The following is a 25,009-nucleotide window of genomic DNA, read 5'->3' as shown; positions in this document are numbered from 1 at the left end:
CGGTGCCGGGTCCGGCGCCGGAAGCCTTTACGGGCGGGACTTACGGGAGGGACTTACGGGCGGGAGCGGCGCAGACGGGCCAGGGTGAGGGCGCTCGCGCCGGCGAGCAGGAGGGCGGCGGCGGTCACGGCGAGCGGGAGGGGGGTGACGCCGGTGGCGGCGAGGCTGTCGCCCGAGGCGCCGTCGGGAGTGACACCGCCCTCGCCACCGGCGGAACCGGTCCCGCCGCCGGCCGCTCCGCCCGTGGCGGCGCCGCCCCCGTTCGTGGACGAGGACGACGAGGACGGAGAGTGCGACGGTGGCGGGGTGGGCGTGGGGTCGTCCGTACCGCCGGCCGTACCGTCCGGGTCGCCCCCGTCCGTACCGCCGTTGGCCTCGGTACCACCGGTGCCGCTGTCGGTCCCGCCGTCGTCCCCGGTTCCTCCGGCGTCTCCCGTACCTCCCGAGTCGCCTGTTCCTCCGGAGCCTCCTGTTCCTCCGGAGCCTCCTGGGCCCTGTGTTCCGCCGCCGGAGGAACCGTCGTCCGCCGGGGTGCAGCGGACGGGTTCCAGGCCGGCTGCGGCGTCCTTGGCGTCGATCTGGCCGAGCGACTTGCCCGCGAGGGCCGGGACGACCTGGGCGGTGGCGCGCAGGGCGGTGCCGTCCGCCTTGGGCTCGGCGTAGCCGACGGCGCCCCGGTCGGCGGCCGGGGCGCCGCAGCCGAGCTGTCTGCTCCGCAGCCAGGCGACGCCCTTCGCGGCGGCCCCGGTACGGCCGCCGGCGGCCAGCGCCTGGACGTCCAGCGCCGTGGAGTTGGAGTTCCCCGGCGGCGTACCGAACCCGTTGTCGCGGAAGCTGCCGTCCTTGAGCTGCTGCTTGACCAGCCAGTCCAGGGCCGGCCTGGCGGCGGCCGGGCGTCCGGCGGCGAGCAGTGCCTGTACGGCCAGACCGGTGCTGTCCGTATGGGACTTGCATGCGCTCGGGTCGGACCTGAAGTAGAGCGGGAAGCCGCCGTCCGCGCAGCGCGAGCGCGCCAGGAAGTCCACGGCCCGCTCCGGCAGATCGCCGGTGCGCTTCAGGGCGAGTACGGCCAGGGACTGGGTGAACTGGTTCGATCCGTCGCCGGAGGGCAGGTCGTCGGTGAAGCGGCCGTTGTCCTGGAGCCTGCCGAGCAGTGTCCTGGTCAGGTCCTGCCCGCCGAAGTCGTGTGGATCACGGTGCTGGATGGCGGCGACCAGCGTCAGCTTGGCGGTACCGCCCGCGAAGACCCTCCCGGGGGTGCCGCGGTTGATGTAGCTCGCGGCGTTGACCTCCAGCCAGGCGGTGGCCTTGGCCGCGGTCTTGCCGCCCGTGCCGGTGGCGGCGATGCCCATGACGATGTCCGCGGTCAGGCCGTGGTCACCGGAGGCGTTGGTGCCGCCGGTGAGTCTGCCCGCCATCCAGGTCGCGGCGGCCTTGGCCGGGGACCTCAGGGCGGTGACGGACTTGGCGGCCGGGGCGGCGGGGGCGGCCTGGGCGGTGCCCGGCAGCAGCAGCGCCGCCGCCAGGGCGGCGGCCGGTGTCACGGCCGTGGCTCTCAGCCGGAGGGACGGTGGCATGGCGATGCTCCTTGCTCGTACGGGAGGACGGGGGCGGATGCGGGGAGGGGAAGGTTTCCGGTTACGGGCGGCTTTTCGGGGGCGGGCGGCTTCTCGGGGGCGGGCGGCTTCTCGGGGGCCGATGTGGGAGTTGGCGTCACCGTGACCGGGGCCCCGAAGGCGGCGCGGCGCGCGGCACGGCGCAGGACGGCCAGTACGGCCGGGCCCAGCGCGAGAATGGCGATCAGGTTGGTGACCGCCCGCCCGGTGTCCCAGCCGAAGGTGGAGGTGACCAGGGTGAAGATCAGGAAGCGGTGCAGGTTCTCCGGCAGGGACGCACCCGCCACGAAGGAGAGCTGGGTGTCCGGTCCCGCCGTGAAGGGCCAGAACCACAGGTTCATCAGGAGCCCGAAGACATAGGCGACGGCGACTCCGTACGCGGCGAGCATCGCGATCTCCGCCTTGCCCGTGACCCGCTTGGGCAGCAGCCCCGCGCCCAGCCCGATCCAGCCGGACGCCACCATCTGGAACGGCAGCCACGGCCCGACCCCGGCGGTCAGCAGGGCGGAGGCGAACAGCGAGGTGGCGCCCAGGACGAACCCGAAACCGGGCCCGAAGACCCGGCCCGCCAGCACCAGCAGGAAGAAGACGGTCTCGATGCCGGCGGTGCCGGCGCCCAGCGGGCGCAGTCCCGCGTTGACCGCGGACAGCACGCCGAGCAGGGCCAGCGCCTTGGTGTCGATGCCGCCGCCGGCCATCTCGGCGAGCACGACGGCCAGCAGCACCGGCATCGCCACCAGGAAGATCAGCGGCGCGTCGGCGGTGTGCGCGGTCGCCGCCTGCGGCGGGGCCAGGAACAGCGGCCAGCAGAACATGGCCAGTCCGGCCACGCTCGCCAGCGTGAGTACGGTTCCGGTGCGCAGCCGGAACGGCAGCACGGACACCCGCGGACGTAAACGGCCGCCCGTGCTCCGCCCCCGCCGCTCGTACCGCTCGTACCGCTCGTACCGCTCGTACCGACGGTGCTGCCCCCGGTCTCCGTCCCGCTCGTACCGCCCCTGCCGTCCGTGCCTGCTACACCGCTCATACGACGGCCTCCAGTGCCTCCAGGGCGCTTTCGACCTCTTCCACGGTCAGCCAGGGCTGCGGCCCGAGGACCTTCGCCACCTGCGGCGCGAAGGCCGGCGAGGAGACCACGACCTGAGGCGTCGGCCCGTCCGCGACGATCTCTCCCTGGGCCATCACCACGACCCGGTCCGCCGCCCGCGCGGTGAACTCCACGTCGTGTGTCGCCACCACGACCGCCCGGCCCTCGTCCGCGAGCCGCCGTACGAGGCGTGCGAAGACCTCCTTGGCGTGGTAGTCCAGCCCCCGGGTCGGCTCGTCGAGCAGGACGACGCCGGGCGCGGCGGTGAGCTGTACGGCCAGGACCAGCGCGAGCTGCTGGCCCTCGGACAGGTCGCGCGGATGCCGGGCCCCGGGGACGCCGGGCGCCAGGGAGTCCAGCAGCGCCCGGCAGGTGCCCTGGGCGGCGCCGGACTCGGCATCGGCCTGGGCGCACTCGTCCTCGACCGTATGGAGGTAGAGCAGGTCACCGGCGGTCTGCGGCACCAGGCCGACGAGCGTACGGGCCTTGCGGGGCGAACCCCGGCCCGGATCCGTACCGCCCACGTCCACCCGGCCCGAGTGCCTGGGTCCCGAGCCCTGGAGGGCCCACAGCAGCGAGGACTTGCCCGAGCCGTTGCGGCCCATGAGCGCGGTGACCTCGCCACGGCGCAGGTCGAGGTCGACCTCGCGGACGGCGACGGTCCCGCCGTACGCGACGGTGATCCGCTCGGCCCGCAGCACCGGCCGCCACGCGCCGGACTCGGACCCGGGCACCCGCGCGGAACCGTGTGCCGATGCCGGCACAGGTACGGCGGGTGTCGTCGCAGGCCGGGCGGCGGGCGGCGGCGCGGACCGGGCGGCGGGGTGCTGCGCGAGCCGGGCGCGCAGTCCGCCCGCCTGCCGCCGGGCGTCCCGTACGGACAACGGCAGCGGACTCCAGCCCGCCAGCCGCCCCAGCCGGACCACGGGCGGCGCCACGTCCGAGGTGCGCATCAGCTCGGCCGGGTCGCCGTCCCGTACCCGCCCGTCCCCCGTGAGGTGGACCAGCCGGTCGGCGTACTGGAGCACCCGCTCCATGCGGTGCTCGGCGACCAGCACCGTCGTGCCCAGGTCGTGCACCAGGCGGGTGATCGCGGACAGCACCTCCTCGGCGGCGGTGGGGTCCAGGGCGGAGGTCGGCTCGTCCAGCACCAGCACCCGGGGGTGGGCCGTGAGCACCGAGCCGATCGCGACGCGCTGCTGCTGTCCGCCGGAGAGCGTCCGCAGGGCGCGGTGCCGCAGTTCGGCGATGCCCAGCAGGTCGAGGGTCTCCTCGACGCGCTTGCGCATCACCTCGGGCCGCAGCGCCAGTTGCTCCATGCCGTACGCCATTTCTTCCTCGACCGTGTCGGTCACGAAGCCGGCGAGCGGGTCCTGTCCGACGACGCCGACCAGATGCGCGAACTCCTGCGGCGGGAGGTGGGCGGTGCTGATGCCGTCGACGGTGACGGTGCCCTGGAGGTGGCCCCCGGTGAAGTGCGGCACCAGGCCGTTGACGGCGCCGAGCAGCGTGGACTTGCCCACGCCCGTACGGCCGGTGACCAGGCACAGTTCGCCCTCGCCGATCTCCAGTCCCACCTCGTGCAGGGCGGGGCGCGCGGCCCCGGCGTAGGTGAAGGTCACCCGGTCGAAGCGGATCACTCGGCGGCCTCCTCGGCGCGGGCACGGGGCGGGCGCGAACCAGGCCGGAAGCACCCCGGTCAGTACGGCCAGGGCGGGCAGCGCCGTCACCTCGGGCCAGGCGAGGGGGGAGAGCGGGGGTACAGGGAGGCGGCGTCGGTGCGGGAGGCCGCGTACATCAGCGCCGCCGCGACGACGCCGGACGCGGCGACCAGCCATTCGGCGCCGCGCCACGGGTCGGGGCGGTAGACGCTGCGCCTGACGCGCCGGCCGCCGAGCACGAATCCGCAGCCGGCCAGCGACAGTCCGCCCAGGAGCAGGGGCGTGCCCAGGTACGGCGGGGTGCTTGCGCCCGTCGCGCCGTACAGCCCGGCGCACACGCCCAGCAGCCCGGCGATGACCAGGGTGCCGGTCAGCAGGCGGGCGCGGGGGGTGGCCCGGCCGCCCGTACGGCCGTAACCGTGCGAGGCCATGGCGGCGGCCAGGGCCAGCGAGCGGTTCATGGCGTCCTCCAGGACGGGGACGACGATGCCGCGCAGGGCGCCGATGTTCCTTCTGCGGGCGCGGGCGGTGCGGGGCGTAGCAGTACGGGGCGTACGGGAGCGCAGGGCCGTACGGCCTTTGCGGAGGCCGCCCGCCGTACGGCCTTTTCGGGGGCCGCCCGCCGTACCGCCTACCGCGCCGAACGTCGTGCCGCCGCGCAACATCCGCGCGCGGCGCACCCGTTGCACGCTCTCGGCCAACTGGGACGCCACCGTCAGCGTGACCACGACCGAGGTGCCGATCTCGTACAGCGCGCCGGGCAGCGCCTTGAGCATCCGCTTGGGATTGGCCAGCGCGTTGGCCGCGCCCACGCACACGACCACGGTCGCCAGCCGTAGCCCGTCGTACAGACCGCCCAGCAGTTGCTCCGCCGCCACCGGCCCGAACAGCCTTATCCCGGCGGCCCATTGGGGCAGCGGAATCTGCGGCAGGGTGAACAGGACCGTGTCACCCTGGCCGCCGCCGAAGACGATCCGGAAGAGCACCCGCATCGCGACGATGTAGCCGCCGAGTATCAGATACATACGGAAGGCCAGGGCCCAGGGCGCGTCACCGCGCCGCTGTGCCACGACGAAGCCGGTCACCGCGAGGATCAGTACCAGCAGCACCGGATTGGCCGTACGGCCGGCTGCCACCGCCATGCCCAGCGCCCACAGCCACCAGGCGCCGGGGTGCACGGTCCGGGGCAGAGCACTCACGGGGCGCAGAGCACTCACAGGGCGCTTCGCAGGACCCCTCACAGGACCCCTCACGGGGCTCGGAACGCTCATGGGGCGCCGCCGGTACGCCCTGAACGGCCCGCGCGACTCGGCGAGCCGGTGCGGCGGTGCCGGGCGGTGAGACCGGCCGCGACGGCGAGCGCGGCGGCGACACCCGCCCCGATCACCGTCCCGACGGGGATGCCGCCGTCGTGGGCGGCGTCCGCGGTCTGCCGGTCCTCGCCGCCGTACCAGCCGGGGCCTCGGTCGGCACGGGGACCGGCGCACCGGACGCGGCCCGTGGGGCGGAGGGCGCGTAACTGCCGTCACCCTCCTCGCCGTTGCCCCCGCCATCACCTTGGGCCTCGCCCGGCTCCCTACTTTCGGCCTTGTCCTTCGCCTTCTCCTGTTCGTCGTTCCGGGGCTGCCGGTCCATGTCTTCGTCTTCCCGCGGGTCTGTCGTACGGCCCGGCTCCCGGCGTCCGTACGAGTCGTCGCCGTTGCCCGCGGACGACGTACCGGTGCCGCCGGCCGGGGAGCCGTCGCCCGCCGACGTACCGGAATCGCTGCCTCCGCCGCTCCCGCCGCTCGCGCCGCTTCCGCCACTGCTGCCGCTGTTTCCGCCTTGGCCGCCACCCTGGGTGCCGCCACCGCCACTACCGCCGTCGCCGTCCCCCGGCGCCGGTGCGGGTGCCGGCCGCCTGGGGGCGATACGGGGCGCGGGTGCCCCGCCCTCGTCCCGGTTCAGGGAGAACGACCAGCCCTCGAAGCTGCCCGCGGGCGGCGTACGGTAGGTGGCGCCGTACTGGCTGTAGGTCCACCGGCCGCCGTTGGGCGCATGCCAGTACGACCAATAGGCCCGGGTCGGCGGGGTGTCGATGCAGGTTTCGCGCTCCGGCCCCGGCTTGTTCTCCAGACGGCAGATGAACGCCTCACCCCACCGGTTGGTCCCGGTGACCCGGATGCCGGCGGCCTTGAGGGCGGCGAGCCCGGTGGACTGGCGGCCGACGGCGCACCGCACGATGACGCTGCCGCCCAGTTCGCGGAAGTCGACGACGACGGTCACGCCGTTGGTGCCGGGGCAGAAGCCCGCCCGGCCCCGGCCGGTGTCCACCGCGGCGGCCGTTCCCGGCAGGGCGAGCCCCGCGCCGACCGCCGCCGCCAGCACGGCCAGGGCGGCGGCTAACGCGCGTATCGCACCGGTCATCGCAAGGGTGCCCTTCGGTTCCGGGGCCGCACCGGGCCCCTGGACACACCCCTGCCGCGCGACAAACCCCTGACGCGCGTTCCGAGAGGAAGCGGCAGGGGCCGAAGAACCGGAGGGCTCAGGGCTCCACGCTGCGGACCATGACAGTGAGAAGCGGTTCACGTGGCGCGCCGGGCGGTCCGACTCGCGGCGCGGTGATCGCGCCGCACACGGTTGCAGGTCAGCGCCGGATTCCCACCGGCTTTCCCCAGTCGCGTACGCATGAAGTTGTCACTCCGCCCACAGGCGGAACACGCCAAAGACTAAGCCCGGCCGCTCGGTTACGGCCAGAGCCGCCGCTGTGACTCCGGCCACCGCTACACGACATGACCCGGCACGGCATGACCCGGCACGGCATGACCCGGCACGGCATGACCCGACAGGACATCACCCGGCACGCCAATGCGCGTGCTGCCATGGTCCGCGCGGGCCCAGGCATGAGGCCAAGGCGCGGGCCCAGGTGCGCGCCCTTTGCAGGCCGCAGCCGGGTTCGGCCTGCCCGGGGCCCGCACCGACCGCCTCATGGGCCGACGTACTCGACCCGCAGGCCCTCACGGTCCGGCAGGACGATCGTCTGCGGCCGGTCGTACGTCCAGCCGCGCGGCAGCAGGAACAGCTTGCCGTTGGCGTAGGCGTAGAACTTCAGCCCCTGGTAGCGGTAGTGGTACGCGCCCCGGTCCGGGTAGAAGGTGACATCGACGCCGGGGGCCGACAGCCGCAGGTCCTGGGCGCTGTAGACGACTACGCCGAGGTGGTGTTCGAGCGTGGCCGCCATACGCATCGCCGAGCCACGGCCCTCGACGGAGGCGAAGGCGCCCACCGTCCAGAAGACCAGCACCACCACCAGCCCGACGGCGTAGAGCCCCATCGACGCGGGCCACAGCGTCCAGGCCGGGTCGGCGCCCGTCCCGGTACTCGTACGGGACCACAGCGCGCACCCGTAGGACGCCAGCAGCACCCCGGCGGTCAGCGAGGCGGGCAGCGCCAGCTCCCACCACCCGGGCGAGAGGCGGGTCATCGCCCACAGCGCCAGGGGGACGGCGGGCAGGGCCGCCACCAGCCCGGCGCAGCACAGCCGCCGGGCGCGTGGCCGGGCGGTCAGCGTCCGTACGAGCAGCGGGTCACCGATCCGCCACAGCAGCAGCGTCCCCGAGGCCACGAGGAACGGCTCGTACAGGGCGGGCACGCTGCTGAGCATGTACCACTGCGCGGAAGGCGCCAGGTGGCTCTCGGCGAAGCCGAAGTAGGAGGCCCGCGCCGCACTGCGCACCCACCCGAAGTAGTACAACAGCGCAGCCAGCAGTGACAGTTGCGCCCCGACCGCCGCGCCCGCCTGGAGCAGGAGCGTACGCAGCGGAGTCGCCCCCGGCGCCGCGCCCGGAGCCCGGCCCGGCTCCCCGTCCCCCTCCTCCCCCATCGCGGCCTCCTCCCGCACGGCGGCCGTTCCCGCACCGCGGCCATTTCCTCACGGCGGCCGTTCCCTTACGACGGCGCCTGGCACCCACCGCCCCCGGGGCCGTCCTCGGCTATGTGGAATTCCGTCTCCGGGTCCTCCCTGTGGGCGGTGACCAGTACGCGCAGCACCTCGAATCCGACCCGCCCGTAACAGCCGCCGTCCGGGGCCCCGCCCGCGCCGCTGAGCTGCGTGTACGCGGCGTCGGCGGTGCTCCAGTCGGGGCTGCCGCCGCTCACCACGGCCGGGCAGACCGCCCGTAGCCCGTCGATGAGCGTCGCCATCGCACCGCTCTCCGCCGGATCGCTCACCGCGCCGCAATCGCGCCGGACAAGCGCCCGGTACCACTCGCCGGAGCCGGAGCGTATGGACAGGACCGCCCCGTTGTTCCTCGCCCTCTCCGCGAACACCGCGCCCGACTCCGGTCCGGATCCCGAGCCCGGCCCCGAGCCGGACTCCGAGCTGAACTCCGAGCCCGTCCCCGGTCCGGACTCCGTCTCCGGAGCCGACGTCGGGGACGGTTCGGGAGCCGAATTGGGGGCGGTTGTCGGAGTCGAGGGCGACGACGGTGGCGAGGAGCTTTTGGAGGACGACAGGCCGGTCGGGGTGGTGGTGGGCTCGTACGGGTACAGCCCCGGCCAGCCCACGCCCTTGCTCGGACGCCGCCCTCCCGACGAGGACGAGTACGGATCGACGCTGCCCGTCTGCGTACGGACCTGCCCGCCCGGCAACGCGCTGGTCCGCGTACCGCCGTCGCCACCCCCACCGTCACTACCGCCGTCGCCCGGTCCCGAGCCCTGCCCGGGCGACCCGGCCGTCTCCCCCGGCGCGCTGCCACCCTGCGCGGACGACGGCGCGGCCCCCGAGCCGCGAGCCCCTTGGTCCGCCCCGCTCCCGCAGGCCACCAGCAGTGCCGGCGCTGCCACCGCCACCACCCACCGAGCCCGGATCCCTTGCACGGCGTCCCCCTTCCCCCGTGGTCGGCCGCCGGTGGCCGAGCGGCCCCGCGCCGCCCGCCACCGCTCCTTGAGGGGTCAACAGCATCTCGCCGCTGCCCCGTCCCGAAAAGGGGCGTGAACCGTCCCTTTCACGCGCCGTCACGCACCTCGTGCGCCTCCAAGCGCCGTATGAGCCTTCGGCGCAGTACGTCGAGTCGCCCGGCATCGACGCCCGGCACCAGGGCGAGGTCCCGTATGCCGGATCCGGTCACGGCCACGCTCTCCCACCCGCCCGTTTCCTCCAACACCGCCGTCATGGCCTCGGCTCCCGCCCGGTCCCCGGCCGCGCACCGGGAGACGACGGCGACAGCGGCCTGGACCGGCAACGGAAGATGCCGCTCGCCCGAGTCCTGTGGTTCCACGGCCGTTCGCGCCTGCGCGACCACGCGCGCGCCATATGCCGCACGTCCCGGATATCGCACACGCTCGGCGAAGTCCGGGAAGTCCGTGAGCGCCACGAGGGCCTCCCAGTCGTCGGTGGCGGCAGCGATCCCCTGAGCGGCACTCTTGATCAGTGCGGCCTCGTAGCGCAGGAACAAGCCCACAACGGGGGCCGGCCCGGTCGCCGCCAGGAGACCCCGTGCCGCATCGACGGCTGCCGACGCCGCCCGGTGCTCCCCGGCCCGGCGGTGACAGGACGCCTTCAGCAGCGTGACACCGGCCGCCACGGCGCAGGGAGCACCGGGTCCCTCCAGGAAGCCGAGCGCCCGCTCGAAGTCGGTCAGCGCCCGGTTCCCGTCCTCCCGCAGCAGGTGCGTCGTGCCGCGCTCGATGTGGAGCGCGGCACCATCCCAGCCGAGCGCCGCGCAGCGGTCGAGATCCGCACGGCTCCCGTCCAGTCGCCCGACACTGCGCCGCGCCACACCACGCCGCAGGAACAGCACCGCGCTGTCCGGGAACAGCGCGAGCGCCCGGTCCAGTTCGGCGAGCACGTCCTCGAAACGCCCCGTCTCCCACAGCAGGTCACTGCGGTGCACCCGGGCCCACAGATATTGGGGGTTGAGACGCAGTGCCCGGTCGATTTCGTCCAGAGCCTCCCCGAACCGGCCCATCTCCCGATAGGTCTGGCTCTTCTCCCCCATGGCCCAGGTGTATCCCGGCCGGATCTCGATCGCCCGGTCCAGCGCCGTCAGTGCTTCCTCGTGCCGGCCCAGGCAGCGCAGCGACGCGGCTCTGCTGCCCAGGACCCACGCGAGCCGGGGGTGTGCGGCGAGCACCCGGTCGAAGTCGGCCAGCGCATCCTCGTGCCGCTGGAGGTAGCGGTTGGCTTCCCCGCGCTGCGCGACGGCGTCCCGCGAGCCGGGGTCGACCGCCACTGCGCGGGTGAAGTCCTGGAGGGCACGCTCGAACTGCTGCATGTGCCGATGGGTCAGTCCGCGTCCGACGAACGCACCCACGTCCCGTGGGTCCAGCTCGATACACCTGTCGAAGTCCGCGAAGGCCGCGTCCCACTCCTGGGCCTTGCGGTGCTCGCGGCCACGGACCCGATGGATCCGGGCCTGCCGCCCGGTGTCGATGCCGGGCTGGGCGAGCAGGGTGGTCAGTACGGCGGCCGGTCCGCCGTGCGGGCTCTCCAGCGCGTCGCGCAGCCGGGCGCCCCACGCACGTACCTCTGGCGACCCGCCGTCCTCCCCCGCCTGCACCAGCGTCCCGGCAATCGCACGCAGGGCGGCGCCGGGCGCGTACTCGGCGGCGTCCAGCACATCGGACAGGGCCTGCGCGAGTGCTCCGTGGACCGGGCCGGTCGCGGACCGGGCGCACAGCGCGTGGTAGATCTCCTCCAGCCGCTCCTGGCGCCACCGTTCGTCGCGCCACCATTCCTCCGGGTCCCGGCCGCCCTCGTACGCCGTGCGTCGTCGGCCCGCGGCATCGGCCAGGTGGGCGTGGCGCGTCGCCCAGGTCCGTGGCGATCTGCGCCGCTGCAACCGCAGCATCGCCGTACGCACCACCTCGTGGTACTCCCGGCGTCCGCCCCGGTCGGCCACGAACGGCAGCGTCCCCAGCCATGTGAACAGCTCCGAGGTGTCCACGGGGCTCGTCTCTTCGCCCGGGCCGCCGTCTGCGGGTGCCCCGGCCACCGCCGTCCGGAAGACGTCCTCGTCCAGATGGCGCGGCAGCGCCGCCGCCAGCGCGGCTTCCCTGCGGAAAGGGTCGGTCTCCCATTTCAGGAAGCGTTCGACGGCCGTGTCGCTGGGGTCGTCCACCGCCTCCGGGGCCGACGGGCGGTTCAGGGCCAGGGTGGACACCAGCACCGGCAGTCCCCCGGACAGGCGCAGGATCACCTCCACGATGCGCTCGTCGACGATCTCCCGTGCGGCCAGGAATCCCCGGGCCTCCTCGGCGGTGAAAGGCTCCAGCGGCACGTCCGCGATGCAGTCGAGGTAGTCGGCCCAGCAGCGCCGGTCCAGTTCGGTACGGCCCGCCAAGGTCACCACCACCTCGGACGCCAGGGTTCCGTACCGCTCGCTGACCAGGATGTCCCGCAGCCAGCCGTCCAGGAACGGGCCGGTGCGTTCGTAGGTGTCGAAGAACAGCGCCACCCAGGGCACGGCGGCTGCCACGCCGTCCAGATCCCGCAGGAAGGCGGGGGTGAGGACCTCCAGGGGCGACATGACGAGCTGGACGTCGTCATGGCTGCGCAGCCGCGCGCTGAGCAGACCGCGCAGCCGGTCCGCGCCCCGGGCGACATGGCCGGGGTCCATGGCGCCGGTGACGGCTCCCATCCCGGGGAGCAGGCCGATCCCGGCCAGTCCCACTTGCGCGGCGATCATCGCGCCGGTGGACGGTGGCGGGGTGGTCCCGGCGGCGGTGGCATCCGCCGTCAGTTCCGGGTCGGCCACCGCGGACTCCACCTCGTGAAGCCGCTCCCGGTACGTGGCGAGGAGTTTGTCGAAGCCCTTCAAAGGGGTGCCCTGACGGGCCAGTTGAGCACTTACGGCGGCCATGGCGTCCGCGACCGTGCCGACCGCCTCGTCCACGTACGCGGTGAGCGCCCCGCACTCCCGCGCCGTCTGCTCGAACTGCCGGACCAGCGAGGTCTTCCCCACGCCCGCCTGGCCATGCACATGGAACAGGAACTGATACGCCTCGTCCTCGGCGTCCAGGCCCAAGTTGGCCCGGAAGGCGGCCAGTTCCGCGCGGCGGCCCACGAAACCGCCGCGCCGGCGCCGTCGGACCAGCTCCTGTCTCGACAGCCGCTTCCGGTCCATCCGCCCCGCCTCCGCCCTCCGCCGTCCGGTGCCTTCGCCCGATCACCGTACGGCCTGGACGACCCGTCGGCGGAGTTATCCACAGCCCGGATTCCGGCAGCGCCCGCTTCTCCGCCTTCAGTCGCCGACGGGGCCGGCCCCTGCTACTGCTCCACCACCGGCAGCAGCTCCGGCAGGTGCCCGTCCGAGGCGAGCGCCGCCGCCTGCCGCTCCTCGGGCACCTCCCCGTAGGTGGTCGTACGGGGCCGGGCCGGGCGCCCCGCGGCGTCCGCGATGGCGATCAGGTCCTGGATGGAGCGGTAGGACCCGTAACCGGAGCCCGCCATGCGGGAGATGGTCTCCTCCATCAGCGTGCCGCCCAGGTCGTTGGCGCCCGAGCGCAGCATCTCCGCCGCGCCCTCCGCGCCGAGCTTGACCCAGCTCGTCTGGATGTTGGTGATGTGCGGGTGCAGCAGGATCCGGGCCATGGCGGTCACGGCACGGTTGTCACGGGTGGTGGGGCCGGGGCGGGCGATGCCCGCGAGGTAGACGGGGGCGTTGGTGTGGATGAAGGGCAGGGTGACGAATTCGGTGAAACCGCCGGTCTCCTGCTGGATCCGGGCCAGGAGGCGGAGGTGGCCGAGCCAGTGGCGCGGCTGGTCCACATGGCCGTACATCATGGTCGAGGAGGAGCGGATGCCCAGCTCGTGGGCGGTCTTGATGACCTCGACCCAGGTCGCGGTGGGCAGTTTGCCCTTGGTGAGGACCCAGCGGACCTCGTCGTCCAGGATTTCGGCTGCGGTGCCGGGAATGGTGTCCAGGCCGGCGGCCTTGGCCTCGCTCAGCCACTCCCGGATGGACAGGCCGGTGCGGGTCGCTCCGTTGACGACCTCCATGGGCGAGAAGGCGTGCACGTGCATGCCGGGTACACGTTCCTTGACCGCCCGGGCGATGTCGAAGTACGCCGTACCGGGCAGGTCGGGGTGGATGCCGCCCTGCATGCACACCTCCACCGCGCCCACGTCCCACGCCTGCTGGGCGCGGTCGGCCACCTGGGAGAGGGAGAGCGTGTAGGCGTCGGCGTCCGTGCGGCGCTGGGCGAAGGCGCAGAACCGGCAGCCGGTGTAGCAGACGTTGGTGAAGTTGATGTTGCGGGTGGTGATGTACGTGACGTCGTCGCCGACCGCCGCCCGGCGCAGGTCGTCCGCGATCCGGCACAGCGCGTCCAGGGCCGGGCCGTCGGCGTGCAGGAGAGCCAGTGCCTCGGCGTCGGTGAGCTTGGTCGGGTCCTCGGCCGCGACAGAGAGGGCGGCGCGGACGTCGGCGTCGATGCGGGAGGGGACCATCCCGGGGGCGGCGGCCTCGCGCAGCGAATCCCAGTCGCCGTAGACGTCGTCGAAGTCCTGGCGGCGGTCGCCGGTGCGGCCGTCGGTGTCGATGGTGCGGTGCAGATCGGTACGGCCGAAGGAGTGCAGCGAGAAGCCCTCGTCGGGCTCCTGCCAGGGGTGTCCCTGGACCACGGCGTCCTCGTCGGCCAGGCCCGTTTCGGGGTCGGCCAGCGCCGTGACGTGCGGCAGCAGCCGGGGGTCGAGCCAGGGTTCGCCGCGCAGCACGTACTCGGGGTAGACGGCCAGGCGTTCACGCAGCGAGAAGCCGGCCTCCGCGGAGCGTGCGGCCAGTTCGTCGATCTGGGGCCAGGGGCGCTCGGGGTTGACGTGGTCGGGGGTGATCGGGGAGACCCCGCCCCAGTCGTCGATGCCGGCGCGGATGAGGCGCGCGTACTCCCCCGCGACGAGGTTGGGCGGGGCCTGGAGGCAGGCGGCCGGGCCCATGATGTGGCGGGCGACGGCGACGGTGGCGACCAGGTCGTCCAGTTCGGCGTCGGGCATGCCGCGCATCGCCGTGTCCGGCTTGGCGCGGAAGTTCTGCATGATCAGTTCTTGGATGCCGTGGTACGCCCGGGAGACGCGGCGCAGCGCGAACAGGGACTCGGCGCGCTCCTCGTACGTCTCGCCGATGCCCAGCAGCAGCCCGCTGGTGAAGGGCACGGAGCTGCGCCCGGCGTCCTCCAGGGCGCGCAGCCGTACGGCGGGCTCCTTGTCCGGGGAGCCGTGGTGGGGGCCGCCGGGCTCGCTCCACAGGCGGGTGGCCGTGGTCTCCAGCATCATGCCCATGGAGGGGGCGACGGGCTTCAGGCGCTGGAAGTCGGTCCAGGTCATGACGCCCGGATTGAGGTGGGGCAGCAGCCCGGTCTCCTCCAGGATGCGGATGGCGATGGCGCGTACGTACGCGATGGTGTCGTCGTATCCCTCCGCCTCCAGCCATTCGCGTGCCTCGGGCCAGCGGTCCTCGGGCTTGTCGCCGAGGGTGATCAGCGCTTCCTTGCAGCCCAGTTCGGCGCCGCGGCGGGCGATGGCCAGTACCTCGTCCGGGGACATGAACATGCCGTGTCCGGCGCGGCGCAGCTTGCCGGGGACGGTGACAAAGGTGCAGTAGTGGCATTTGTCCCGGCACAGGCGGGTGAGCGGGATGAAGACGCTCTTGGAGTACGTGATGACGCCGGGGCGGCCGGCTGCCTCCAGGCCCGCGTCGCGTACCCGGGCGGCGGAGGCGCACAGGTCCTCCAGGTCCGCGCCGCGTGCCTGGAGCAGGACGGCGGCCTCGGTGACGTCCAGCGCCACACCGTCGCGGGCCCGCTTCAGGGCCCGGCGCATCGCGTTGGCGGTGGGCGCCGGCTGCCCGGGGGCCCGGTACCCGGACCGGTCCGGCGCCCGCCCGGCGGCGGGCCGGACCACGGTCCGGTCCGCGGGCCGGTTCCCGGGCCGGTCCTGCGGCCGGTCCACGGTCCGGTCCGCTCCGTGGCCTTTTCCGTGGTCCGGTCCCTGCTCGGGTCCCTGCGCGCTGGAAGTCATCCTCCGAGGATACGAGCGTGCGACGACGGCGCAGGTGTGTGGCCCGCGGCTGACGGTGTGCCACTGATCACGCCATACGGAGGTCACCTCCGGTAGGGTCGCCGAGCAGCCCCGGCCACGTGGGAGCCGCCTTCCTTCCCAGGCGGCAGCCATGACAGCCGCACGGCGTCAAAGGTACTGGGCGTAGTCGTCCAGCGTCCGCAGCACCTCCGCCTCGCCGGCCGACGGCAGTTGCAGCACGACCTCCTTGACCCCCAGCTCCCGGAAGCGCGCCAGCTTCCCGGGGGAGGGCCGGACCCCGTACGGCACCACCAGCGGCTCCCCCTGACGCCCGGCTTGCGACCACACCCGGCGCAGCACCGGCACGCTCTCGCCCAGCCCGCTCCCGCCGATCGGCAGCCAGCCGTCCGCGTACTCCGTCACCTGCGCGAAGAGCTTGGGGCCCGCGGCGCCGCCGACCAGTGTCCGCGGCGCGCCCTTGACCGGCTTGGGGTGGGCGAGCGAAGCCCGTACGGAACCGAACTCCCCCTCATAAGCGGTCGGCCGGTCGGCCCACAGCGCGCGCATCAGGGCCATCCGGTCCCGCGTCAGCTCCCGCCGGGCCGACCACTTCACGCCGTGGTCGGCGGCCTCCTCTACGTTCCAGCCGAAGCCGACACCCAGGGTGAAACGGCCGCCGGAGAGGAAGTCCAGGGTGGCGATCTGCTTGGCCAGCACGACCGGATCGTGCTGGGCGACCAGGGTGATCCCGGTGCCGACGCCGAGCCGTTCGGTGACGGCGGCGGCCTGGCCCAGGGCCACGAACGGGTCCAGTGTGCGCCCGTACTCGCGCGGCAGCGGCTCCCCCATGGGAGCGGGCGTCTCGCGGCTCGCCGGGATGTGGGTGTGTTCGGGGAGGTAGAGGCCGTCGAATCCACGCTGCTCCAGCTCACGGGCCAGCCGGTCGGGCCGGATCGTCTCGTCGGTCAGGAAGATCGTGGTCGCGATCCGCATGCTGGGCGCACCTTTCGCGTCAGGCGAGTGGGTGACCGCATGTTGCCCCACCGTCCGCGAGTTATCCACAGCCCTTTCCCTGCGTGTCACACGCGCGTACAACAGTTTTCACGAGCTGCGTACGACGCATCACGGCACACCCGACGCTTGAGGGGGCAGGAATGGACCGGCGAGACATTCTGCGGCTGACGGCTGTCGCGGGCGCGGCGGGCGCGCTTACGCTCGGCCCTGTGAGCTTCGCCGACGCGGCGCCCGGGGCCGACCGTCCGGCCGACCGTCCGGAGGGCGCGGAGCAGACCCGTACGGTCGTGGGCCATCTGCCCACGGGCGCCCCCGACTTCGTCTACCTACCGGTTGAAGTGCCGCGTGGCGTACGCGAGATCGCCGTCTCCTACACCTACGACCGGCCCGCCGTCCCCGAAGGCACCGCCGGCAACGCCTGTGACATCGGGATCTTCGACGAGCGGGGCACGGACCTGGGCGGGGCGGGCTTCCGCGGCTGGTCGGGCGGGGCGCGTACGGAGTTCGCCATCAGCGCGGAGCGGGCCACGCCCGGCTACCTCCCCGGCCCCGTCGGTCCCGGCACCTGGCACGTGGTGCTCGGCCCGTACACCGTCGCCCCGCAGGGGATGCGGTACGAGGTCACGATCACCCTGCGGTACGGGCCGTCCGGCCGGACGCCCGAGCCCGTCTACCCTCCCGAGCGCGCCAAGGGCCGCGGCCGGGCCTGGTACCGGGGCGACAACCACCTGCACAGCGTCTATTCGGACGGCAAGCGCACCCCGGCGCAGATCGCGGCGCTGGCCCGCGCCGCCGGACTGGACTTCATCAACTCCTCCGAGCACAACACCACCTCCGCGCACCGGGCGTGGGACGGCCTGTGGGGCGATGACCTGCTCATCCTCACCGGCGAGGAGGTCACCACGCGCAACGGCCACGTGGTCGCGATGGGCACGGACCCCGGCGTCTTCATCGACTGGCGCTACCGCGCCCGGGACCACGCCTTCGGCCGGTACGCCCGCGCGATCCGCCGGGCGGGCGGCCTGGTCATCCCGCCCACCCACACGCCACGTGCATCGGCTGCAACTGGAAGTTCGGCTTCGAGGAGGCCGACGCGGTCGAGGTGTGGAACGGCCCGTACGGCCCCGAGGACGAGGTCGCCCTCGCCGAGTGGGACAACGCACTGGTGGCCCACACACACGGCCGAGGCCGCTGGCTGCCGGCCGTCGGCCACAGCGACGCCCACCGTGACCCGGACGTCATCGGCCTGCCGCAGACCGTCGTCCTGGCCGACGACCTCACCCGGCGCGCCATCCAGGAGGGCATCCGGTCCGGTCGCGTCTGGATCGCCGAGTCCTCGGAGGTCGAGCTGTCCTTCTCCGTCAGCGGCCCCAAGGGGGAACACGCCGGCATCGGCGAGCGACTGCCGGTGGCCCGCGGCGCCCGGATCACCGCCCGCCTGGAGGTCTCCGGCGTCCCCGGCTGCACGGCCCACTTCGTCACCGACCAGGGCCGCCTGTACTGGACCGCCCTGCCGGCTTCGGGAACGGCCACGGTCCAATGGCAGACCACGGCCGATTACGCGACATACATACGCGCCGAAGTCCGTCACCCACCGGTCACCCAGGGCTTCCCCGGCCCCATGGCCGCCCTCACCAACCCGGTCTTCCTGGGCCGGGCCTGACCGGGCGGGACCCAGGGCGGTCCGGACTGCCCGCCCCCTTCCTCCGTGAGCCGTGCCCGCCGCGCCACACGCCGCACGCCACACGCCACACGCCGTACGGCCGGAGGTGACCCCGGCGTTCCTCCTCCGGCGCCGGAAGAGCGGGCTTTCCCTCGGCGTCCAGCCGGACCGGGGCCGCCAGTTGTGGCAGCTCGTCCCGGTCGGTGCGGGTGGTCCGGGCGGCCCGAAGACCGTTCTGGCCGGTTGATCCGCGCGGAGGCCGTTCCGGGTGGGGTGACCTACGGGAACGACGCTCCGGACGGGGCGGCCCACGGGAACGACGCTCCGGACGGGGCGGCCCACGGGAACGGCGCTCTGGACGGGGTGACCTACGGGAACGGCGCTCCGGGCGGTTGAGGGACGGTGGGGCGGGTGCGGGATGGCCGTGCGGCCTCGACCCGGCTCAGCCCGGCCACAGCCCTGTCTGTCTCAGCCCGGCCACACCACCGCCTGCGTCTCGCTGTAGGCGTGCAGCGCGTACGAGCCGGTGTCGCGGCCCACGCCGCTGCGTTTGAAGCCGCCGAAGGGGGCCTCCATGTTGCGGGCGACGGTGTTGATGCCGACGCCGCCCGCGCGCAGGCGTCCGGCCACCCGGAAGGCGCGGGCGACATCACCGGACCACACGTAGTCCAGCAGTCCGTAGTCGGTGTCGTTGGCCAGGGCGACGGCCTCTTCCTCGTCGTCGAAGGGGAGGACCACCACGACCGGGCCGAAGATCTCCTCCCGGACCACCCGCATCGTGGGTGTGCAGTCCGTGAAGAGGGTGGGGGCCACGTAGAAGCCCCGGCGGTGGGCGGGGCGTTCGCCGCCCGTGAGCAGGCGCGCGCCCTCCTTGCGGCCCAGTTCGACGTAGGTCTCGATGCGGTCCCGGTGGGCGGCGGAGATGACCGGCCCGACCACCGTGCCGGGTTCCGCCGGGTCCCCGACGTGCAGGCGACAGGCGTACCGGGCCAGCTCCGTCACCAGCCGGTCGTGGATGCCGCGCTGGGCCAGCACCCGCGTCGGCGCCGTACAGATCTGCCCGCTGTAGAACGCGAAGGTGGTGCCGATGCCGGACACCGCGGCGCCCAAGTCCGCGTCGTCGAAGACCAGCGCCGCGCCCTTGCCGCCCAGCTCCAGCAACTGGCGCTTGACGGCCCGTCCGCAGACCTCGCCGATCCGGCACCCGACGGCCGTGGACCCGGTGAAGCTCACCATGTCCACCTCCGGCGCGTCCACCGCCGCCTCGCCGACCCCACTCTCCGCGCCGCCGACCACGTTGACCACGCCCCGGGGCGCCCCGGCTTCCTCCAGCGCCTGCTGGAGGAAGCCGGCCATCCGGTAGACCGACAGCGGGTCCTGCGGCGCCGGCTTGACCAGGACCGTGTTGCCCATGGCCAGGGCAGGTGCGATCTTGCCCGCGGCGTTGGCCAAGGGGTTGTTGTACGAGGTGATGCAGGTGACCACGCCGACCGGGCGGCGGACCGCCAGGGCGCCCACGATGCCCGCCCGGCCCATCGCCGACGCCTCGTTGATCTGCGGCGGCAGTCCGCTCTCCACCGGCTCCAGCGCGCCGCGCGCGTAGCGGCGAAAGCGCGCGGCGGCCACCGCGACCTGCATCCCGCGCACGGTCGCGGTCGTCGCGCCGGTCTCGGCGCGGGCCAGCGGCACTGACGCGGCGGCGTCCCGGCGGATCAGTTCGGCCGTGCGGTCCAGGACGCGGGCCCGCTCCTCCGGGGCCGTACGCGACCAGGTCCCGAACGCCTCGCGGGCCGCGCCCGCCGCCGCGTACACCTGCGCCCGGCCCGCCTCCGGTGCGTACCCCACGACCTCCTCGGCCGCCGGATCCACCACCTCGTAGTAGCCGCGCTCGGGTTCGACCCACTCCCCGCCGATGAACAGCCGCTGCCCCTCCTTCACCAGGCCCTCCCCGGTTGGCCCCTCTCCCCTCACCACGAACCGCCCGTCACCCCAGGCCCACCCGTCACCGCAGTCCCATCTGCCACCCGGCGCCCGCCCATCACCGCGAACCGCCCGTCACCGCGTGTCCACCGACCTGGTGTCCCGGCCCGAGCGCAGCACCGTCCCCGGCGTCGCCCCGGTCACCTCGTCCTCCCGGACCGTCTCCACCCCGTTGACCCGTACGCTGACGATCCCCGCCGCCCGCGAGTCCAGCCGGGGGCCGCCGCCCGGCAGGTCGTGCACCAGCGTGGCCGGCCCGGCGTCGATCCGCGCCGGGTCGAAGAGCACCAGGTCGGCGTGGTGGCCGATGGCGATACGGCCCCGGTCGCGGAGCCCGAAGAGGCGGGCCGGGTCGTCCGTGAGCATCTTCACGGCGTCCTCCAGCCCGGTCAGCTTCCGGCCGCGCAGACAGTCGCCGAGGAAGCGGGTGGTGTACGGGGCGCCGCACATCCGGTCCAGGTGCGCCCCCGCGTCGGACCCGCCGAGCAGGACGTCCTCGTGCTCCCAGGTCCGGCGCCGCAGCTCCCAGCTCGCCGGGTCGTTGTCGGTCGGCATCGGCCACAGTACGGTCCGCAGTTCGTCCCGTGCGCAGATCTCCACCAGGCACGCGAAGGGGTCCTGGCCGCGCTCGGCGGCGATCTCGCCCACCACCCGCCCGGTGAGCCCCCGGTTGGCCTCGCTGTAGGTGTCACCGATGACGTACCGGTCGAAGCGTGCCAGCCGGCGGAAGACCCCGGCCTCCTCGCTGTCGGCGTGCGCCAGCATCCGGCTCCGTACGTCCTGGCGGCGCAGCGCGGCGATCCGTTCGGGGACCGGCAGCGCCAGGATCTCGCCCCAGCCGGGGATCAGGTTCAGCGCACAGTAGGTGCCCAGCGACATGTTCATCGGCGTCAGGATCGGCATGGTCAGTGCCACGATGCGGCCCTGCGCGCGGCGCGCCCGCTCGCTGGGCAGGAGCTGGCGCGGCACCCGCTCCGGGACCGCCGCGTCGATCGTCAGGACGTTCCAGTTCAGCGGGCGTCCGGCCGCCGCCGTCAGGTCCACCAGCAGGTCGATCTCGGCGTCGGAGAACCGGTCCAGGCATCCGGTGACGATCGCCTCCAGTTGTGTGCCCTGGTGTTCGCCGACGGCCCGGGCCAGGGCCAGCAGCTCCGCGGGCCCGGCGTGCCGGGAGGCCACCGGCCGGCCGTCGCCGTCGGAGTGCGTCGAGGACCGGGTCGTCGACAGTCCCCAGGCCCCGGCGTCCATCGCCTCGTGCAGCAGCCCCACCATGCTGTCCAGTTGGCCGGGCGTCGGCTGTCCGCCCACCGCGTCCGGCCCCATCACATGGCGGCGCAGCGCGCAGTGCCCGGCCATGAAGCCGGCGTTGACGGCGATCCGGCCCTCCAGCGCGTCCAGGTAGTCGCCGAAGGTGTGCCAGGTCCAGGGCGCGCCCTCTTCCAGCGCGGCCAGCGACATGCCCTCGACCCGGCTCATCATCCGCCGGGTGTAGTCGGCGTCCTGGGGGCGCCGGGGGTTCAGGGGGGCCAGGGTGAAGCCGCAGTTGCCGCCGACGACGGTGGTCACGCCGTGGTGCATCGAGGGGGTGGCGTAGGGGTCCCAGAAGAGCTGTGCGTCGTAGTGGGTGTGGGGGTCGACGAACCCGGGGGCCAGGACGAGCCCCTGGGCGTCTTGTTGGGTACGGGCCGGTTCGGCGGTGCGGCCGGGCGCGGTGACGACGGCGATCCGCCCGCCCCGTATGCCGACATCGGCGACGTACGCCGGGGCGCCGCTGCCGTCCACGACGGTCGCGCCCGTGACGAGGTGGTCGAGCATTCCGCGGCCTCCCCTCAGCCGGCCGCCGCCGCGGCGGCCTGCCGGAAGCGCGTCGTACGGTGCACCGGGTCCGTATCGATCTTGGGGATGACGTGCTCCCCGATCAGCCTGATCGTGTTCATGGTGTCCTCGTACGGGATCCCGATGGGCAGCCCGAAGGAGAGCTGGTCGGCGCCCGCCTGGTCCCACCGCTTGCACTGCCGGTAGACCTCGTCCGGGTCGCCGCAGATCATCAGCTCCTCCGCGATCAGCAGCTCGATGATCTCCTCGGTGTACTCCGGCAGCAGTTCCGGCCAGCGCGGTATGCCCTCGGGGCGCGGGAAGGTGTCGTGGTAGCGGAACAGCAGCGACTGGAGGTAGTTCAGCCCGCCGCCGACCGCTATCCGCACGGCCTTCTCGTGGGTCTCCGCGCAGATCGCCGTCGAGGTGACCATCACGTTGTCGTTGACGAAGTCACCGACGGCCTCGGCCTCCCGGACCGCCGTCTTGTAGGACTCCACCACCCACTCCATGTCGGCGACCTTCTGCACGCTGAAGCCGAGCACCCCCAGCCCCTTCTTCCCCGCCATGGCGTACGAGGACGGCGACCCGGCGGCGTACCACATCGCCGGGTGGGACCTCCCGTACGGCTTGGGCAGGACCTTGCGCGGCGGCAACTGCCAGTGCTTGCCCTCGAAGCCCTGGTACTCGTCCTGGAGCCACATCCTGGGGAACTCCGCGATGGTCTCCTCCCACAGCTCCTTGGTGTGGTTCATGTCGGTGACGCCCGGCATGAAGCCGAGGATCTCGTGGCTGCCGGCGCCCCGTCCGGTCCCGAACTCGAAGCGGCCCTCGGTGAGGTGGTCGAGCATGGCGGCCTTCTCGGCGACCTTGACCGGGTGGTTCACCGGGGCCAGCGGGTTGAAGATGCCCGAGCCCAGGTGGATGCGTTCGGTGGCGTGCGCGAGGTAGCCCAGGTACACGTCGTTCGCGGAGAGGTGGGAGTACTCCTCCAGGAAGTGGTGCTCGGACGCCCAGGCGTACTTGAAGCCGCTCCGGTCGGCCTGGATGACGTACTCGGTCTCCTCCATCAGCGCGTGATGCTCCGCCTGGGGGTCGACCCGGGCCCGCGAGGCGGGCACATAACCCTGTACGAACAGCCCGAATTCCACGGCGGTCACCGTCCTCACCGACACCGGATGACAGTGCCTGACGCTCCGTCAGATACCGGTCGACTCTCGCACCGGGCCCGGGGGCCGTCAATACCTGACGGGCCGTCAGGTACGGCTGCGGGTTCCCGTGCGCCCTAAAGGACCGGTATCCCCGCCAGCCAGCCCCCGTCGATGACGAAGGGCTGCCCCGTGATGTACGAGGAGTCCGCGCAGGTGAGGAAGAGCGCCAGCCGGGCCACCTCCTCCGGCCGGCCGATCCGCCCCATCGGGACGGCCTTGCCGTAGAACTCCTCCAGCGCCCGCGTGGCGGCGCCGACCGCGTCCGCGTCACCGTCCACCCCGGCACCAGCGCCAGCGCCGTCGCCGTCACCGTCGCCGTCTCCGGCAGCCTTCGGACCGCCGTACGCCGCCACCCGGTCCGGGTTGGTCATCGGGGTGTCGATGGCCCCCGGGCACATCGCGTTGACCCGTATGCCCCGGTCCGCCAGCTCCATCGCCGCCACCCGCGTCATGCCCACGATCGCGGCCTTGGTCGCCGCGTACGAGGTCAGATACGCCATGCCGCTGAGCGCCGTGTACGAGGCCGTGTTGACGATCGTCCCGCCGCCGGCCGCCACCAGCTCCGGCACCACCGCCCGCATCCCCAGGAACGCGCCGATCTGGTTGATCTCCACCAACTGCCGGAACTCCGCGAGCGGGGTGTCCACCAGCGCGTTGAAGCGCAGGATGCCGGCGTTGTTGACCAGCCCGTCGAGCTTCCCGAAGGCCGCGGTCGCCGTCCCGACGGCCGCCTCCCAGTCCGCCTCCCGGCTCACGTCCAGGTGGAGGTAGCGCGCCCGGTCCCCGCCCAGCTCGTCGGCGAGCGCCTGCCCGGGGCCGTCCAGTACGTCGCCGAGCACCACCTTCGCCCCCTCGGCGGCGAACAGCCGCGCCTCCTGCTCGCCCTGCCCGCGGGCCGCCCCCGTCACGATGACGACCCGCCCGTCCAGCTTCCCCATGCCCGGCTCCCCTGGATTCCGCTCTTCCCCGGATTCCGCTCTTCCCTGGATTGCGGCCTGTCACCGGCGGCACCGCCGCCGTCACCCGCGTCAGTCGCCGAGGTGTACGGCCACATGCGTGGCGAACGCCGCTATCTGGTCGGTCAGTTCGTCCCGTACGCGGCTGCGGAACCGCACCTGGATCTGGTCCACGCCCATCGCCCTGTAGGCGCGCAGCGACTCGGCCAGTTGCTCCGGCTCGCCGGTGAGCGTGCGCGCGCCGACGTCCCAGGACGCCTCGCCCACGTACAGCGGCTCGGCGATGGCGCCGATCTCGGCCGGTTCCTCGATCCCCGCCTCCTCGCGCAGCCGCCGCAGCCTGGCGATCTTGGCGGGCAGTTCGGTCCGCCGGTCGCCCTGCGGCAGCCAGCCGTCGCCGCGGAGCGCGGCCCTGCGCACCGCCGCCGGGGACGATCCGCCCACCCATATCGGCGGGCGCGGCGTCTGTACGGGCCGCGGTGCCTGCCCCAGCCCCGCGAAGCGGAACCGCTCCCCCTCGAACGCGGGGAACTCCTCGGGCCCCAGGGCGGCCTTGAGGGCGTCGACGGTCTCGTCCAGTACGGCGCCGCGCCCCTCGAAGTCGGCCCCCACCGCCCGGAACTCCTCCGGTACGTGTCCGGCGCCGACCCCCAGGATCAGCCGGCCGCCCGAGAGGCGGTCCAGCGTGGCGTACTGCTTGGCGCTGAGCAGCGGGTGCCGCAGCCCGACCACCGCGACATGGCTGAGCAGCCGGACCCGCTCGGTGACGGCGGCCAGGTGGGAGAGGGTGGCCACCGGGTCGTACCAGGTGGTGCCCATGGCATCGGCCAGCCGGCGCGGGACGGCGAGGTGTTCGCAGCAGGCGATGTACGCGAAGCCGTACCGGTCGGCGGCCCGGGCGATCTCCCGCAGGTCCTCCGGGCCGGCCCCGGCCTCCCACTGCTCCGCGTACAGCGTGCTCTGCGACTGCACGGGGAGCTGCATCCCGTACGCCAGGCGCCCGCGCGGCA

16 protein-coding genes, 1 pseudogene and 1 riboswitch are annotated in these 25,009 nt (G+C 73.5%); of the genes and pseudogenes, 2 read left to right on the top strand and 15 right to left on the bottom strand.

The window, feature by feature from the left end:
* Positions 1 to 53: 53 nt before the first annotated feature.
* The 7 genes from KGS77_RS20250 to KGS77_RS20220 all read right to left on the bottom strand — a co-directional run bounded on the left by KGS77_RS20250 (position 54) and on the right by KGS77_RS20220 (position 8,573).
* Entirely contained in the window at positions 54 to 1,577 is a 1,524-nt protein-coding gene (locus KGS77_RS20250) for a prenyltransferase/squalene oxidase repeat-containing protein (protein ID WP_242583864.1), read from the bottom strand.
* The gene (locus KGS77_RS20245; protein WP_242583863.1) at positions 1,556 to 2,500 is read right to left on the bottom strand and encodes an ECF transporter S component; all 945 of its coding nucleotides are present in this window, start codon (positions 2,498 to 2,500) and stop codon (positions 1,556 to 1,558) included. Before KGS77_RS20245 ends, KGS77_RS20250 begins: the two co-directional genes overlap by 22 nt.
* A 139-nt stretch (positions 2,501 to 2,639) precedes the next feature.
* The gene (locus KGS77_RS20240) at positions 2,640 to 4,343 is read right to left on the bottom strand and encodes an ATP-binding cassette domain-containing protein (protein WP_242587580.1); all 1,704 of its coding nucleotides are present in this window, start codon (positions 4,341 to 4,343) and stop codon (positions 2,640 to 2,642) included.
* An 86-nt stretch (positions 4,344 to 4,429) separates the two neighbouring features.
* Positions 4,430 to 5,563 (bottom strand): energy-coupling factor transporter transmembrane protein EcfT, encoded by a 1,134-nt coding sequence (locus tag KGS77_RS20235; RefSeq protein ID WP_242583862.1) that lies wholly within the window; start codon positions 5,561 to 5,563, stop codon positions 4,430 to 4,432.
* A gap of 184 nt (positions 5,564 to 5,747) precedes the next feature.
* Positions 5,748 to 6,770, bottom strand: a complete 1,023-nt coding sequence (locus KGS77_RS20230) for a hypothetical protein (RefSeq protein WP_242583861.1) — start codon at positions 6,768 to 6,770, stop codon at positions 5,748 to 5,750.
* 151 nt (positions 6,771 to 6,921) lie between these two features.
* A riboswitch (cobalamin riboswitch) is annotated at positions 6,922 to 7,080 on the bottom strand.
* A gap of 249 nt (positions 7,081 to 7,329) precedes the next feature.
* The gene (locus KGS77_RS20225; protein ID WP_242583860.1) at positions 7,330 to 8,226 is read right to left on the bottom strand and encodes a hypothetical protein; all 897 of its coding nucleotides are present in this window, start codon (positions 8,224 to 8,226) and stop codon (positions 7,330 to 7,332) included.
* 65 nt (positions 8,227 to 8,291) lie between these two features.
* The gene (locus tag KGS77_RS20220) at positions 8,292 to 8,573 is read right to left on the bottom strand and encodes a hypothetical protein (protein ID WP_242583859.1); all 282 of its coding nucleotides are present in this window, start codon (positions 8,571 to 8,573) and stop codon (positions 8,292 to 8,294) included.
* 55 nt (positions 8,574 to 8,628) lie between these two features.
* Between KGS77_RS20220 and KGS77_RS20215 the strand changes: the two genes are divergently transcribed.
* Positions 8,629 to 9,339 (top strand): hypothetical protein, encoded by a 711-nt coding sequence (locus KGS77_RS20215; protein ID WP_242583858.1) that lies wholly within the window; start codon positions 8,629 to 8,631, stop codon positions 9,337 to 9,339.
* A gap of 10 nt (positions 9,340 to 9,349) precedes the next feature.
* Here the strand turns inward: KGS77_RS20215 and KGS77_RS20210 are convergent, their stop codons facing one another.
* The 3 genes from KGS77_RS20210 to KGS77_RS20200 form a co-directional block, all read right to left on the bottom strand.
* Positions 9,350 to 12,469 carry a tetratricopeptide repeat protein gene (locus KGS77_RS20210; protein ID WP_242583857.1) on the bottom strand — a complete coding sequence of 1,040 codons (3,120 nt, stop codon included), beginning with the start codon at positions 12,467 to 12,469 and terminating at the stop codon, positions 9,350 to 9,352.
* A gap of 143 nt (positions 12,470 to 12,612) precedes the next feature.
* On the bottom strand, positions 12,613 to 15,360 hold the full coding sequence (locus KGS77_RS20205) for a bifunctional FO biosynthesis protein CofGH (protein WP_277994246.1): 2,748 nt from the start codon (positions 15,358 to 15,360) through the stop codon (positions 12,613 to 12,615).
* 168 nt (positions 15,361 to 15,528) lie between these two features.
* Positions 15,529 to 16,353, bottom strand: a complete 825-nt coding sequence (locus KGS77_RS20200; protein ID WP_242583856.1) for a TIGR03619 family F420-dependent LLM class oxidoreductase — start codon at positions 16,351 to 16,353, stop codon at positions 15,529 to 15,531.
* Between the two features lie 161 nt (positions 16,354 to 16,514).
* Here KGS77_RS20200 and KGS77_RS20195 point away from each other — a divergent pair.
* Positions 16,515 to 18,037, top strand: a pseudogene (locus KGS77_RS20195) (CehA/McbA family metallohydrolase).
* Positions 18,038 to 18,505: 468 nt separating this feature from the next.
* Here the strand turns inward: KGS77_RS20195 and KGS77_RS20190 are convergent.
* The 5 genes from KGS77_RS20190 to KGS77_RS20170 all read right to left on the bottom strand — a co-directional run bounded on the left by KGS77_RS20190 (position 18,506) and on the right by KGS77_RS20170 (position 24,983).
* The gene (locus KGS77_RS20190; protein WP_242583855.1) at positions 18,506 to 19,975 is read right to left on the bottom strand and encodes an aldehyde dehydrogenase family protein; all 1,470 of its coding nucleotides are present in this window, start codon (positions 19,973 to 19,975) and stop codon (positions 18,506 to 18,508) included.
* Positions 19,976 to 20,092: 117 nt separating this feature from the next.
* Complete coding sequence (locus tag KGS77_RS20185) at positions 20,093 to 21,832, bottom strand: D-aminoacylase (protein ID WP_242583854.1); 1,740 nt, start codon at positions 21,830 to 21,832, stop codon at positions 20,093 to 20,095.
* A gap of 14 nt (positions 21,833 to 21,846) precedes the next feature.
* Positions 21,847 to 22,983: an LLM class flavin-dependent oxidoreductase gene (locus KGS77_RS20180; RefSeq protein ID WP_242583852.1), complete on the bottom strand. Its 1,137-nt coding sequence runs from the start codon at positions 22,981 to 22,983 to the stop codon at positions 21,847 to 21,849.
* A 134-nt stretch (positions 22,984 to 23,117) separates the two neighbouring features.
* Positions 23,118 to 23,981, bottom strand: a complete 864-nt coding sequence (locus KGS77_RS20175; RefSeq protein ID WP_242583850.1) for an SDR family oxidoreductase — start codon at positions 23,979 to 23,981, stop codon at positions 23,118 to 23,120.
* 90 nt (positions 23,982 to 24,071) lie between these two features.
* Complete coding sequence (locus KGS77_RS20170) at positions 24,072 to 24,983, bottom strand: LLM class F420-dependent oxidoreductase (protein ID WP_242587578.1); 912 nt, start codon at positions 24,981 to 24,983, stop codon at positions 24,072 to 24,074.
* Positions 24,984 to 25,009: the final 26 nt, after the last annotated feature.

This window comes from Streptomyces sp. MST-110588 (assembly GCF_022695595.1).
Taxonomy (GTDB): domain Bacteria; phylum Actinomycetota; class Actinomycetes; order Streptomycetales; family Streptomycetaceae; genus Streptomyces.
This window is presented reverse-complemented; position numbering and strand designations above follow the sequence as displayed.

Coding starts and splice junctions, on each gene's coding strand:
- KGS77_RS20250 (WP_242583864.1), bottom strand. CDS start 1,577: ATGCCACCGTCCCTCCGGCTGAGAGCCACGGCCGTGACACCGGCCGCC.
- KGS77_RS20230 (WP_242583861.1), bottom strand. CDS start 6,770: ATGACCGGTGCGATACGCGCGTTAGCCGCCGCCCTGGCCGTGCTGGCG.
- KGS77_RS20225 (WP_242583860.1), bottom strand. CDS start 8,226: ATGGGGGAGGAGGGGGACGGGGAGCCGGGCCGGGCTCCGGGCGCGGCG.
- KGS77_RS20215 (WP_242583858.1), top strand. CDS start 8,629: ATGGACAGGACCGCCCCGTTGTTCCTCGCCCTCTCCGCGAACACCGCG.
- KGS77_RS20210 (WP_242583857.1), bottom strand. CDS start 12,469: ATGGACCGGAAGCGGCTGTCGAGACAGGAGCTGGTCCGACGGCGCCGG.
- KGS77_RS20205 (WP_277994246.1), bottom strand. CDS start 15,360: ATGACTTCCAGCGCGCAGGGACCCGAGCAGGGACCGGACCACGGAAAA.
- KGS77_RS20200 (WP_242583856.1), bottom strand. CDS start 16,353: ATGCGGATCGCGACCACGATCTTCCTGACCGACGAGACGATCCGGCCC.
- KGS77_RS20185 (WP_242583854.1), bottom strand. CDS start 21,832: ATGCTCGACCACCTCGTCACGGGCGCGACCGTCGTGGACGGCAGCGGC.
- KGS77_RS20175 (WP_242583850.1), bottom strand. CDS start 23,981: ATGGGGAAGCTGGACGGGCGGGTCGTCATCGTGACGGGGGCGGCCCGC.
- KGS77_RS20170 (WP_242587578.1), bottom strand. CDS start 24,983: ATGCAGCTCCCCGTGCAGTCGCAGAGCACGCTGTACGCGGAGCAGTGG.